This window comes from Bradyrhizobium arachidis, from assembly GCF_015291705.1.
Taxonomy (GTDB): domain Bacteria; phylum Pseudomonadota; class Alphaproteobacteria; order Rhizobiales; family Xanthobacteraceae; genus Bradyrhizobium; species Bradyrhizobium arachidis.
Window position 1 is genome coordinate 8464998 of the sequence record NZ_CP030050.1, and the last position, 13545, is coordinate 8478542.

Annotated in this window: 13 protein-coding genes; 7 read left to right on the plus strand and 6 right to left on the minus strand. The window is 61.8% G+C overall.

The window, feature by feature from the left end:
* Positions 1–82: 82 nt before the first annotated feature.
* Entirely contained in the window at positions 83–1732 is a 1650-nt protein-coding gene (locus WN72_RS39925) for an amidohydrolase (RefSeq protein WP_092217653.1), read from the plus strand.
* 40 nt (positions 1733–1772) lie between these two features.
* Here the strand turns inward: WN72_RS39925 and WN72_RS39930 are convergent, their stop codons facing one another.
* Positions 1773–2570, minus strand: a complete 798-nt coding sequence (locus WN72_RS39930; RefSeq protein WP_092217652.1) for a helix-turn-helix transcriptional regulator — start codon at positions 2568–2570, stop codon at positions 1773–1775.
* A gap of 164 nt (positions 2571–2734) precedes the next feature.
* On the opposite strand from WN72_RS39930, the gene WN72_RS39935 reads away from it, so the two are divergent.
* Both WN72_RS39935 and WN72_RS39940 read left to right on the plus strand, forming a co-directional pair.
* Positions 2735–2926 (plus strand): hypothetical protein, encoded by a 192-nt coding sequence (locus WN72_RS39935; protein WP_027562625.1) that lies wholly within the window; start codon positions 2735–2737, stop codon positions 2924–2926.
* 247 nt (positions 2927–3173) lie between these two features.
* Positions 3174–3344, plus strand: coding sequence for a hypothetical protein (locus WN72_RS39940; protein WP_167336560.1), 171 nt, complete (start codon positions 3174–3176; stop codon positions 3342–3344).
* A 105-nt stretch (positions 3345–3449) separates the two neighbouring features.
* Here WN72_RS39940 and WN72_RS39945 read toward each other — a convergent pair whose 3' ends face one another.
* Entirely contained in the window at positions 3450–3701 is a 252-nt protein-coding gene (locus WN72_RS39945) for a hypothetical protein (protein ID WP_092217651.1), read from the minus strand.
* 659 nt (positions 3702–4360) lie between these two features.
* Positions 4361–5140 (minus strand): hypothetical protein, encoded by a 780-nt coding sequence (locus WN72_RS39950; protein ID WP_027562623.1) that lies wholly within the window; start codon positions 5138–5140, stop codon positions 4361–4363.
* Between the two features lie 341 nt (positions 5141–5481).
* On the opposite strand from WN72_RS39950, the gene WN72_RS39955 reads away from it, so the two are divergent.
* From WN72_RS39955 to WN72_RS39970, 4 genes are all read left to right on the plus strand, one after another.
* The gene (locus WN72_RS39955) at positions 5482–6921 is read left to right on the plus strand and encodes a hypothetical protein (protein ID WP_244553839.1); all 1440 of its coding nucleotides are present in this window, start codon (positions 5482–5484) and stop codon (positions 6919–6921) included.
* Positions 6922–7183: 262 nt separating this feature from the next.
* Positions 7184–7642: a hypothetical protein gene (locus WN72_RS39960; protein ID WP_027562621.1), complete on the plus strand. Its 459-nt coding sequence runs from the start codon at positions 7184–7186 to the stop codon at positions 7640–7642.
* Between the two features lie 137 nt (positions 7643–7779).
* Positions 7780–9516, plus strand: a complete 1737-nt coding sequence (locus tag WN72_RS39965; protein WP_092217648.1) for a type I secretion system permease/ATPase — start codon at positions 7780–7782, stop codon at positions 9514–9516.
* Positions 9517–9632: 116 nt separating this feature from the next.
* Entirely contained in the window at positions 9633–10985 is a 1353-nt protein-coding gene (locus WN72_RS39970; protein WP_244553838.1) for an HlyD family type I secretion periplasmic adaptor subunit, read from the plus strand.
* On the opposite strand, the gene WN72_RS39975 is transcribed toward WN72_RS39970, so the two are convergent.
* The 3 genes from WN72_RS39975 to WN72_RS39985 all read right to left on the minus strand — a co-directional run bounded on the left by WN72_RS39975 (position 10982) and on the right by WN72_RS39985 (position 13307).
* Positions 10982–11758 carry a response regulator transcription factor gene (locus WN72_RS39975; RefSeq protein ID WP_092217646.1) on the minus strand — a complete coding sequence of 259 codons (777 nt, stop codon included), beginning with the start codon at positions 11756–11758 and terminating at the stop codon, positions 10982–10984. The genes WN72_RS39970 and WN72_RS39975 overlap by 4 nt on opposite strands.
* A 215-nt stretch (positions 11759–11973) precedes the next feature.
* Positions 11974–12546, minus strand: a complete 573-nt coding sequence (locus WN72_RS47330; protein WP_244553837.1) for a hypothetical protein — start codon at positions 12544–12546, stop codon at positions 11974–11976.
* Positions 12547–13040: 494 nt separating this feature from the next.
* Positions 13041–13307 carry a hypothetical protein gene (locus WN72_RS39985; RefSeq protein WP_092217645.1) on the minus strand — a complete coding sequence of 89 codons (267 nt, stop codon included), beginning with the start codon at positions 13305–13307 and terminating at the stop codon, positions 13041–13043.
* Positions 13308–13545: the final 238 nt, after the last annotated feature.

Genomic DNA, 13545 nt, shown 5'->3' on the forward strand with positions numbered 1-13545 from the left:
TGCATCCAGCGGCGGATGTGTGGCGCCGCGGCTACCTTCTCTTGCCTCTCTCACGCCTGGCTCTCTCATTTTGGGACTGAACATGCGCAAGGTTCTGGCGATTTTGGTGATCTCGTGCTGGGCCAATTTGGCTTACGCACAAAAGGCCGACCTCGTTGTCACGAACGCAAAAATCGTGACGCTGGATTCTGCATCGACGATCGCGCAGGCTCTCGCGGTCCGCGAAGGCAAGATCGTTGCAGTTGGCGGCAACGATGCCATGGAAGGCCTGATCGGGCCCGCGACGCGCCGCGTCGACGCAGGCGGACGCACGATCATTCCGGGATTGATCGATTCCCATATTCACGCCGTGCGCGCCGGCCTGACCTACGCAACCGAGGTCAACTGGATCGGCGCAAAAACGGTTCGAGAGGCCATGGAACGCTTGCGCCAGGCGGCAAAAGCGCGCCCGGCGTCCTGGATCATCGTGGCCGGTGGCTGGAGCGAGCTGCAGTTTGCGGAGAAGCGGCGGCCAACCCTGGCCGAGGTGATGTCGGCAGTTCCCGACAATCCGGCTTACATCCAGCTGTTCTATTCGGCGGTGCTGATGACGCCGAAAGCGCAGCAAGCGCTCGGGATATCCGCGGATCAGTTGCCGGCCGGAATCACGGCCGAGCGCGCCGCATCGGGCGAGACCACGGGCTGGTTCAACGGCTCCATTGTCAGCATTTCCGCGCTGTTCGATCGCCTGCCGAGGCCGAATTTCGAAGACAATGTCGCCGGGACCCGGCAGTTCTTCACCGAGCTCAATCGCCTCGGAATTACCGGTATCGTGGATCCCGGCGGCTTCAGCATTTATCCCAGCCACTACGCCGCCTTGCAAAAGCTTTGGCGCGAGAAATCACTTTCGGTGCGAGTCGCCTTCAGCCTGTTCGCGCAGAATGTCGGCGCGGAATTCGAGGAGTACAAGAGTCTCACGCCGTTCCTGCCGATGGGATTCGGCGACGACATGCTGCGATTCAACGGAATCGGCGAGCGGATCACCGGCGCCATGTACAACAACAACGCGCCCGACGCGGCCGCCAGGGACAAGTTCCTCGAGATCGTTCGCTGGGCAGCCAAACAAGGGCTTACCGTCACCATCCACTGGCAGGAAGACAAATCCGTCCACCAACTCCTGGACCTGTATGAAGAGGTCAACAAGGAGACGCCGATCGCGCCGCTGCGCTGGTCGATCGCCCATCTCGACAACGCCTCGTCCGAAACGCTGGCGCGCATGAAGGCCCTCGGTGTCGGCTGGACCATGCAGGACGCCATGTACCTCGGAGGCGACCGCATCGTGGCGCAGGCGGGCGAAGCCGCGCGCAGCATGCCGCCCATCGTCACGGCGTTGCGCACGGGCGTCCATGTCGGAGCCGGCACGGACGCGCATCGGGTCGCATCCTACAATCCGTTCGTCGCGCTGCAATGGATGCTCGACGGCCAGACCGTCGGCGGACTATCGACGCGCGGCCCGGACGAAACACCCAGCCGCGAAGATGCCTTGCGCCTGTACACGGTGGGAAGCGCCTGGTTCTGCTTCGACGAGACGCGGCGCGGCACGCTCGAAAGCGGCAAGCTCGCCGACTTCGTGATTCTCGATCGGGATTTCATGTCCGTCCCCGTCGAGCAAATCGGCGCCACGACGTCGCTGCTGACGGTCGTGGGCGGCAAGGTGGTCCACGCAGCGGATGTTTTCGCGAGCGCGAAATAATGCTGCCGGGGCCCACCAGCAAATCAACTGTGTAAGTTCGTTATCGCAGCTTGCCGAGCCACAGCGCGGTGAGCGCCGAGCGATTGCTCACGCCGAACTTGGCGTAGATCGACTTGACGTGGAAATGCGTGGTGTTCGGACTTTGGTCGAGCCTCTGCGCGATCTGCTTTTCCGTGTCCCCGTCGAGCAGTGCGAGCAACACCCTGCGTTCGGCAGGCGTCAGGGGCGCCTCGGCGATGAGCAAACCGTGACTGAGCAGTTGCTGCCGGCAAAACCATCGCAAGGCGCGCATCACGAAGCCCAGACGCTGGGCGTCCTGCGCCGAGAAGCGTGGTGACTGTGTGTCGCGAAATACGAACAGGCGAATCCTCACGTCGGCGTTGAGCGCGATGCGCACGGAAATGCTGTCGGCGAAGCCGACGTCCAGATAGTGCCGGCGATAGTGCTCGCCCTCAAACCATTCCGGCGGCAGTGCTTCGAACAGCAGACGGACGCGGAACGGCTCATCTCCCGACATCGATAGGATCTGAGACAGGTCGACGTTGTCGGACCACAGCTTATCGTACTGCTTCTGCACGGATGCCGCCACCGCCGGTATCGGATCCAGCACGCGGACGAGGCGCGGACGCCAGCCGAGCAAGGGATCGGCCCGCTTCGGCGAAGGCAATCGCACGACCACACCCCATAGCACATTGCGTGCCGACAACATGGTGCGCAGTGCGGCCAGCAGATGTGTCAGTGCGGCGTCGCCGTCGCCGACGGAGAACTCGGCCAGCCGATCCCAAAGTGCATAGACATCTTGATTCTGCGGATTGGTGGAATCCGTGGATAGATACATGTCCCCCCCCCGAAACGAGTGCGCAGGTCACCGACCTTCGAGCAAGCATAGGAGACACCGGACCACCTTTCTAGGTAGTTCCCGGACGCATCAAGTGGCGCGATATTCAGTGCGGGTGTTGGGAAGACTGGCCTTCTCACCGTCACGATATTCGGAGATTAACGATGCGCACAGCAACGGGCGCGCGCCGGCTTGACACGCCCGACGACGACCGGACGGAGCGGCGATGGCGTCTCGGCTTTTTCATCGCCCTATTCTGCGCCGTCTTGATTGCCCTCGCGGCCTTCGCGCAGGAGCAACCCGCTAAAGCGTTGATTCGACCCACCGGCCCGCTGCCGGCGATCAACATTCCCTGATCGGGCGCTGTTGACGCACCATTTGCCTGGAGCCGAGATTTCATTTGCATTGGAAATTGTGTGATCCAGACCGCTAGCGATTGGGCATGTTTGCTCATGCTGATTTCAGTTTGCCTTGGGGCCTGCTTTGTCTGGGCATTCTGGGAGATCGAAGAAGCCCGCCGTCGCCGAGAATGGAATCGTGAGCTCGTGCGCGAAGCACGACGCTCGCTAACGCCCAGTCATTAGCCAACTCCTGGAGATCATCATGCGCGCCGTTGCAACTGCTGCGATCGCAAACGCTTTTGTCCGGGTGTTCCCCGCATCGTCATTGCAGGCAAACGTCCTCGAGCAGACCGCGTTGTTCTGTGGAGCCGCCCTCTTGGTGTGGCTGCTGTCGATGACCTATGGGCTGGATCTCAGTGCCGGATTCTTCTAAAGCGCGATGAGATTGGGATGAATCGTCATCGCGCTTTAGGTTGTTGTTTGCGCATGATCTTTTCGGAAAACCGCTTCGCACTTTTCCGGATCATGCTTTAGCCGATCAGCATCTGATTTTTTGCGTTTGCTTCGGTATCCAGGTCCGCTGAGCACATGTGCGGGGGTCGTCGCGCTCTTCAGGGGCAAGTTGATAGAAGGACGCGGAAATGCGCTGCTCAGACGTTTTGCTCTGCGGCTCGAAGTCCTGGGTTGAAGGTGCCGGCTGTCTCGCATCTCTTCTCGTCTTCGCCACGTTTTGCATGAAGACGATGCTCCAGCTCACGATCACGGCCATCTTGAGCAATGTCGCGTTCATCGCATGTCTCGGACTTCTCGATATCGCGATCGACGGGCCGGAATCCGACCATTCGGGTTTATCTTCAGATACTCACCGCGATCGGTGCTGAAAGCCGTGGTGCTGAGCAACGCCAGGCATTGCCCCATAAGCCCTGTTGGGCCCAAACCAGGGAGCCGCCCCGCCGGGGAGTTCGAGGCCCATTCTGCCTGCTGGCGTTAACTCACAGTCGTTCAAAATATCCCTATTGGGATACTGGGCCTGAAACGAAGCTGGATTTTGAGTCGCCCATGTCGGGCACTGGGCGCTTGCAGAGCTTATCGCGCCAATCGATATAATCGCTGCAATGATGGAAGTCCTGAATCTAACCATAATCGTGCTCCGAACGTTTGTAGTTTCGTGCGGAGCATTCGCGCTGGCAGAATCAGCTGCTCTGTCGAAAGCGTTTCCTTCGAATTTTTTTGATGGGAGTTAGATAGGTACGCGCTCGAGAAATGACACGCAGTGGAAAATCACAGCTGCGCGAACGGCAGATCGGTACGCTCACCGTTGCGTGACCCGCACATCCGCGCATGTCTGAAGTCGGGATTACGGTGACAGAGCACTCAATGACTCCGGCCGTTTCCTGGATTCGAAGGCTCATGAATCAACGACACTGTCACCGCAATTGCGATCCTAGATCATGCGCCGAGGCTGTTGAAACGAGCCGCCAGCCGCTGGCAAGCGAATGATAGCCGGTGCAGCAGCACATCCCATCGAATGATTCGACCAGCGCTGACGACGGAGACAAGCCCCAAAGCCATCAGCAGCATGCCAAGCCAGGTCCAGACCCATCCGTCATCGTCCGCCTCGGCGGCGGAAAGTGCGAGCGGCATCGCCGCAGCGGCAATGACGTCACTGGCGGCCGGCGTCGCCGCCAGCAGTGCCTCAACGTCGACCTGGCGCAGCGCGATCTCGTCAGCCGTGAGCCGGTCGCGTTTGGAAAGGGGGACCGGCAACGCGCGGGTTGCGATCCCGGCGGCGAGGACGGGACTGGCATCAACCACCTGCGCGAGCACGGACGGGCTCGGCCGGGACGCATCCGCAGCTGCGGAGCGCGGCAGCTCCGCGCGCGCATCCACCACCACCTTCCGCTTGTGCGCCGCGGTCTGGTTCTCTTCGGCGCTAGCGACACGATGTTTGGCGGCGCGTTGCTGAACCAGCTTCTTCACCCTCTCTGTTCCTTCGCCGGCCTGGAACCAGCATCTGCGCCGGCCTTCCAACCGATAGACCCAGTGCTGGCCATCGGCGGTCGACTTGCCGGGCCGCGTCAAGCACTCCGCTTCCGCGGGAGCGGGCGCAGGGGCTGAGGCGGGACCGACATTGAAGAGTTCGGAAATGGAGGCCGAAAACGCGGATGATGTCGACAGACCCGCAAGAAGTGCAAAAGCGGCGTAACAAATTCGCAAATGACCGGACATGAAAAACCCCGGTGTTGCGCCCCCTGCCCGGACGGGAGTCTTGGCCGTGACCTGGGTCGCAATGCGACTTAAATCCGGCAACGCGGTGGATTCATTTTGGCCGCAGGCGAGACGCAAGCGACCTTTCGCCATCTCCTCAAGGTCGCACTTGCAAGCATCAGCGCACGCATAGTTGCAAAGGCGGTAACTTTACCCGAACGGATGTAGCCGATGTACCGGCTGCCAGACGAAGCGCTACATCCGAACTGACGACTGGGCTTTCGACCTTCGCAGGATGACATTCTGTCCGGAGTGCAGAACCCGTCCGATTGCGTGGAGCGATTGCGATGAGGGAGGCTAGGATGGATTTTTCGCGGATGTCGGATGGGATCCGGCTGCATCACGCCTCTCATCGGCACGATGGGTACGATGGTGACGACGAAGCGGGTCCGGCACCGAGCGCGCCGTTCCCGACCGATGCAGTCGGCGGTGGCGCCCTGGTCCATGATCCCGGCCCGTCTGCAGGTCAATTCTTAGGTCAATCTGCAGGTCCTGAAGCGCACCCCGCGAGCGCGAATACCCAGTATCGTGACTCCGACCCGATTCAATCCAAACATCCCACATCGGGGGTCGACACAAGCGGCCACGCCGGCAATCACGCGGCGAGCGTGGATGTCTCGTCCATCACACCCGCATCCCATCCCGGGATGGGCATTGCTGCGGTCGGGAGCGGAGCCAACACGGCCGGGAGCGGCGGGGACGGTTACTTTTACGGAAGTCTCATTCACGCGTCCCTGTTGGTCTATGAACCGATCAACATCTCGGTGAGTTTGGGATACGGCTCGGTCGCCCTGGCCAACCAGTCCAACAATTTGAATGTCGATCAATCCGCCTTTCAGATGGCCGGCGTCGGCGGCCATGGCGGCAATGACAACATGGCATCGGGAGGCAGCGTCAGTACGTCCTTGGCCGCCGGCCTGATCGCGAGCGGCGACAACGGCGCCGGAAACGGCGGCAGCGGTCATTTCTCGGGTGCGATCGTGGACGCTCCCGTGGTGATCTATCATCCGGTCAATATTGCGGTGGCGGCCTCGAGCGGCACTGCGCATGCAAGTCAATCGAACACGGTGGACATCGATCAGTCGGCCACCCAGATCGCGGGCGTCGGCGGAAGTGGCGGAAATGGCAACGTGGCCGCCGGCGGCAGCGTCATGACGCTCGACCCCAGCTGGGGATCAAGCAACGGCGGGAGCGTCGGGGACGTTCAAACGGGCGGAAGCCAGGCCGGCAATGGCGGCGACGGCGCGTTCTACGGCGGGCTCGTCCATTCCTCCGTCGTGGTGTACGACCCGATCAACATCGCAGTCGCGGGCTATGGCTCCAACACTCATTCGGTCCAGACCAACGACGCCTATTTCGATCAATCCATCATTCAGATCGCCGGCATTGGCGGGCACGGCGGCAACGCCAACGCCGCGGCGGGCGGCCATGCAAACCTCCTATCCCATGGCCTTTGGGGCGGCTCCGACACGATCGCGACCGGTTCGAACGGCGCAGGCAATGGCGGCAACGGATATTTTGCCGGCAGCCTGATCGATGTCAGCGTCGCGATCTATGCACCCATCAATATCTCAATCGCAGGTCCCCATTCGACGGCCGTAGCCGATCAGGTCAACAACGTGCACATCGACCAGAGTGCGATCCAGATCGCCGGCGTTGGCGGGGACGGCGGCCACGGCAATCTCGCGCTGGGTGGCGATCTCGCCGCCCATCTTCTGTCGGATCTTCACCTGATGGGATAGCGGAACATCGTGCCGCTCGCGCAAGCCCGATCGCGAGCTGCCTCGATGCTCTGCACATGCGAGCTCGCCCTGCGGGGCCCTCCGGATGTCTCGAGCTCCGGTGTTGCGCGACGAATGTCCATACTTTCGTACGTAGATCGACCAAGCCGGATGGTGTCCGATTTGACATCTATCGCCATCGCGCGTGGCCGGATCAGACTTGCCGCGCGCGTCCGCCTGATCGGGATGGATGATGCACGAAAGCCAACAGAGGGAGGCACACATGATGCCCAAAGCGATCAACATCTCGGACTCGATCGAATTCAAATCGATCAGCACCGGTGGTCAGAACGTCGGAAATGGTGGCGACGGCACCTTCAAGGGAGCCATCATCAGCAAGCCGACGGTCAACTTCGATCCAAGCAACAAGGCAGTCGGTGCCGACGTGCACGTGAACACCGGCGATCACGTCAAACAGACGGCAGATTGGGATGCCGGCGGCGCCAACGCGAAGGCCTCGTATTTTTCGAAGGCCCATGGCGGCGACGCCGAGTCGAACGGAAGCCAGAAGTCCTACAGCGGTTACGATACCTCCAAGGTCTACGCCAATACGGATGCGACCCAGACCAACAAGCTCTGGGTGGACCAGCATCAGGAAGTCGTGGCCGGCGTCGGCGGCCATGGCGGAGACGGCAACGCCGCGCTCGGCGGCGAAGTCAGCTTCCATCTCGATACGTTCTGACCACCGGCTCGTCCGGCAGGACCGGTGGCCGCCGCCACCGGTCCTGAAGTTCGAGCCAATACCCCGCCGAACTCGTTGGCGGATGATTTTGGCCATCGGCCAAGTGCGCCGGACCTCGATTTCAGGCGGTGACGATCATGCTGATGCCGCCCATTCGGTTGCCCATCCTGCCGCAGATCGGGACGCCGCTGCACGCGGCCCTGCGGTCCTGCGCGGGACCGCTCGGTCTCGTATTCGCGTATAGCTGCAGCTACAACCTGCTTCTGTTCGCGCCCTCCATCTATCTTCTTCAGATCTACGACCGGGTGTTGTCGAGCCGGAGCGGCGACACGTTGCTCCTGCTCACGCTCATCGTCGCGATCACGGTGGTCGTCGGCGGAGTATTCGATGCATTGCGGCGCGCCGTCCTTGGACGCCTTGGCGCCTGGCTCGACGATCGCCTTCGTCCTTGCGTGCTCTCGGCCGGCCTCGAATCGGCGCTTCGCAGCGATTGGACCCAGGCGTCGGGCGCATATCGGGATCTCACCGTGCTGCGCCAGTTCGTCGAGTCCGGCGCATGTCCGATGCTGTTCGACGCGCTCTGGGCGCCTTTGTTCCTCCTTGTCCTCTTTCTGATCCATCCCCTGCTTGGCGCGGTGGGCGCCTGCTGCGTCGCCTTCCTGTTCGCGCTCACGATTGCCGGAGAGCTGGTCACGGAAGACGTTCTGCTCAAATCCGGCGCCGCGCTGTCCAGAAGCTGCGGCCGCCTCCAGACTGCAGCGAGCAACATCCACATGATCCGCGCCATGGGGATGTTCGACAACGCTGCGCGCATGATCCACCGTGACGCGCAGCACGCGCGCCGAGAGCACGACGTGGCGCTCCGGCGCGGCGAGATCGTCTCGCTGGCCGCCAAGCCGGTTCGCGCGCTGTCGCAGGTCCTGATCATGGGCGCCGCCGCATGGCTCGTCCTCGATCACGGGAAGAGCCCGGCCATCATCTTTGCTGCCACGCTGATGTTCAGCCGGGCGCTCGCGCCGGTCGAAAGCGCGGTCGCAGGCTGGAAATCACTCGTGTCGGCCGTGAGCGCCTGTCAGCGGCTCGGCGCTCTTCTTGCCGCATTCCCCGTCGCCCGGCAGCAGAGCGCGGAGGATGCTCCACTGCAGGCGCGAAGCGGCCTCGTCGTCGACAATGTCGACGTGCGGCTTGCGGGGACCAACCATCTTCTCCTGAACGGCGTCTCGTTCAGCCTCATGCCCGGAGAATGCCTTGGCATTATCGGTCCATCCGGGTCGGGCAAATCCTTGCTCGGCCAGGTGATCGCCGGGCTGTCGATGCCAACGCGTGGCCGTGTCGTCCTCGACGATACCGACGTCTTGCTGCTTCGCGAGGGCCGAAACGGCGACCGCCTCGGATATCTCCCCCAGGACATCAACCTCCTCGGCGACACGATCAACGACATCATCGCACGCCTTGAAGATGCCGATCGGCGGAAGGTCATCGAAGCGGCCAAGCTCGTCGGTATCCATGGGGCGATCATGCGCTTGCCGCTGGGTTACGACACGGTGGTTCAGAGTGAAGCAACCTTCTCGCGCGGGTATCGGCAGCGCCTCGGTCTCGCCCGCGCCTTCTTCGGCAGTCCACGCCTCGTCGTTCTCGACGAACCCAACGCCAGCCTGGACTACGGGGGCGAGCGAATGCTCCTGGATGCGATCGAGCGCATGAAGCTCGCAGGCGTCATCCTTGTCGTCGTCACTCACCGGATGGGTCTCCTCGCCGCCACGGACAAGATTGCCATCATGGAGGACGGTGCGGTCGCCGCGTTCGGCGACAGCGAGGACATCTTTGAACGGCACCTGAGCCGCCCCCAGGTTACTTCGCAGATTGCGCCATGATCTGGAATTCTCTCACCATATGGAAGCATCCCACCGTCTCGAGACTTCCCATGATCTGGGACCAGCTCATGCGAGCGCCGACAAGCCCCCCGCCCGCCCGACGATCTGGCGTCGTGGTGACCGCGATCGACGATTTCGAGCCTCTGGAATTTCCATGGTGCTCGACGCCCACGCCGATCTCTCCGCGCGGAAGGCTTCGCGGTATCACCGTTGCGGGCAATCTGCTGGTGCTCTGCTTCATGCTGGGGCTCGGGACATGGGCGAGCCTCGCGCCGCTCGAGAGCGCCGCGATCGCGTCCGGCGTCGTGGAATCGGAATCGAGTCGCAAGACGATCCAGCATCTGGAAGGCGGTATCGTCAGCAAGATCCTGGTTTCGGATGGCGATATCGTGCGCAGCGGCCAAACGCTGATCGCGCTGGAGGACACAAGGGCGAGCTCGGAGGTGCAAAGTCTTCAAGGCCAATTTTGGGATGCAGCTGCTCGTGCCGCACGGCTTCAAGCCGAGCAGCAGAGATTCGATAAGATCGCAATCCCGGACGCGCTGGAACAGGACAGCAGGCAGAGCGGAGTGGCCGCCGCTGCAGTGTCGGCGCAGCAATTCATTTTCCAGGCGCGCCTGCAGGTTCACGAGTCGCAGATTGCGGTCATTCGCGAACGAAGGCGTCAAGTCGAGAAGGAGATCGAAGGTCTCAAGGCTCAGGAAACCGCCACCGGGCAGCGGGTCGACATCGTTCGGGAGGAACTGGATATGGTCGCGACCCTCGTCAACAAGGGACTCGAACGGCGGCCGCGGCTTCTGAACCTGCAGCGGGAGCTGGCCGAGGTCGAGGGCCGCCGCGGCGAGACCGCCGCGCAGATTGCCCGCGCCGGGCAGGTCATCAGCGAACAGCAGGCCACCTTGTTCAAGCTCGAGAGCGAGAGACAGAACGAGATCGCACAGTCGCTTCGTGAAGCACAGAACCAGATATTCCAGCTCCGCGAGCGGTTGCTTGCGGCAAGGGACCAGCTATCGCGAACGGAGGTCAAGGCGCCCGAGGACGGCGTGATAACCGATCTGCGGGTTCATACGGCCGGCGGCGTCATCGGAGCGGGTGCTCCGCTCATGGACCTGGTGCCCCGGCAAGACCGTCTCATCGTAACCGCGCGCCTGAGGCCCGAGGACATCGATGTGGTTCATCCCGGCCTCCACGCCGAGGTTCACCTCGTACCGTACAATCAGCGCCGCGTACCTCGCCTGAAGGGGACCGTCGTGCACGTATCCGCAGACCGGCTCCTCGACAAGCGCACCGACCAACCATACTACGCGACCAAGATCCGGATCGACGACGGGCAGATCGCGGCGAACGACATCCAGATCGTCCCCGGCATGCCGGTTCAAGTGTTCATCACGACGGGGCGCGGCACCGTGGCTCTCTACGCGCTCAGGCCCCTGCTCGACAGCTTCCGTGGTGCATTCAGAGAAGACTAGGTCTCGTGCATGGGAGCTGCGCCGCCGTCGTGATCGCGACTGTGCGCGGGCAACCGGCCGCGCCAGCGGAGGACGGCTTCCGTGCGATTGTGCGCGGCACATTTCCTCATGATATGCTGAATGTGCATTTTGACTGTGCTTTCCGAGAGGCCCAGTTTGGCGGCGATCAGCTTGTTGGGCAGGCCGAGCTCCAGTTCCGCCAGAACCTGTTGCTCACGAGGCGTGAGATCGTTCACGCTCCTGTCGATAGCCACTCTGGCTCCCTCGTTCATCAGATATGCGGGCCCGCGCGCATCAGGCGGCTCGAAATCCGGTATCCTGTTGATCCCGGCCACGGGCAACGGCCTGTAGGCGCCGCCGACAAGAACAAGGCGCAGGCCAGCTATCGCGATCTCGATCGGCAGCGAGGAGGAAAGAAAGCCGCGCACGCCTCGCTGCATCGCGGCCTGTACAGTCGGCTCGTCGTCATGGTTTGACAGGACCACAGTGGCGGCATTGGGACAACACTCCGCAACGAAGGCGAGATCGTCCTCAACCGAGGGATCGCCGATGGGCTTGTCCGCGATACTCAGCATCACCAGACGAACATCGCGGGCCGACGTGCAGTCCAGGCCTTGGGCCGTTGCCATGTCAAGGATCTCAAGTTCGTCCAACTCCCTCCTGAGGATCTGCAGAATGCATGTACGAGGCAGCAGAAGCGGCTCGATGATCACCAGAACCGGCAAGTGAAGCGATTCATTGAGCCGTTTTGACGGGTTGGTTATGTCGTGCATGATGTCCTCGAGATGAAAAGAACTTCCGCGATATTCCCATTCCGTATTGCGTCTCCCTGCTGCCCGCATTCATCCTGAATGCATCAACACGAGAGCGGCGCAGTGCCGCCGTTAGTGCCGCATCCACTGCGGGATCACTTGACACCTGGGTGGAAGTTCTTTCCGCTCAAAACATTTGGGCGCGCACCACGCCGTGGCGCAGTCGACGCATTCCCTCAATTGCAGATATTTCGATACGCCGTTGACGCCGCCGACCCTGACTTGCCGTCGACGACATATGCTTCATCCTCCTTCACGAGATACAGAAACGGCCTCTCTCCAGTCTCGCCGCCTGACGCGCTTCTTCCTTTCGCGCGCCCGCAAATCGTATCCACGGGGCGTCCAAGCATGTTCTTTCGCGTTGCGCGCTTCACGTCGCTGAGTTCGAGCGTTTCCGGAGTTCCCATCTGCGTCGCGATCGCAACCTTCGCCTTGTCCAGAGCAGGATCCGGCATTTCCGCGGGCCGTTCGCTGATCCTCGTTCGCGGGGACGAAGCTTTGGCAACCTCGGTCGATCCGCGTTTCTTCGGAGTTGATGTCTTGCCGGGCTTTGCCGGCGTTGCGGAACTCGATCTGACAACCGCAGGCTCTGGCGCCAACGCCTTCGGCATTGGCTGCGCGGATTGGGCGATAGCAACCCTGTCGAAACAGGGGCGTGACGCGCACCCGAGGAAATACCCCCGGGAAGGCGCAAACCAGCCAAAGCCGATCAGGACTCCTGCCAGCACTCCGACAAAAAGCAGTCCCATCCGATTTCCCCTCCTCGGGAGCTCGGCTCGCACTCGTAACTAGGACTAATTCCGCGCTGGTGATCTATCTGTTGCGCAAAAGCATTAAGCGCCCATTAAGCGCGCCGCTGTCCGGCCCATGTCCGGATGGCCGGACTGGATCAGGTTCCAGACGAGAAAGGCCGATGGTGAGAGCAATCATGGCCGATTTGGTCCGCTCTTGGACCCTTCTGCAACTTGCGAGTTTGTCTGAAGGTTTGCGCTACCAAACGCTGTCGATCGCCGACTTAGGGCCTTCAGGCACGAGACGCAACGAAGGCAATTGGGCTCGAACAGAATCGCCGGGGATCAACGGAGCTGACCAACATTCGGCCGCTCATAACGGTCGGGTCACAGGTTCGAGTCCTGCCGCTATCACGGTGACAGTGCATTCAACGGCTCGGCCGTCTTCACAGCTCCAAAGGCTCGTGAATTGAGTCCGCTGCCATCGTAACCCGCTCCACTACGTCCGCCGTTCAGCATATCATCGGATTATCCCCGTGGTCGCAAACGCCGCCCGGCTGCTCCGAGGGCGCCGGCGCAAATGCGTGGTAGGCCGGCGTCGCGATCGACCGGTCGCCCTCGATGCGAGAGCTGCCGGACCCCACGCTGTGCTCGGCGTGTCGATCGCCGGCGCGGTGCTCGCGTGCCTGGAGCGGCGTGCCAGAGATTGCGGTGATGACCAGTCCGGTCAACAGGGCCTTGAACAGCACCGACCCCACGGGATTTTTGAATGATGTCATCGTGGCTACTCCTTCTCGATTGGGTGATCTCCCGCAAGGCAAGAGATCCAATCCACCCCTAAAGCGCGATGAGATCAGGATGAATCATCATCGCGCTTGGGGTTGTTGTTTGCGCATGATCTTTTCGGAAAACCGCTGCGCAGTTTTCCGGATCATGCTTTAGACGTGCGTAGCCCGGTGCTTATTCCCAACTCACGAAGTCGTTTTCGATTTGGCTGAGGCGCGTGCAATCGTCGCA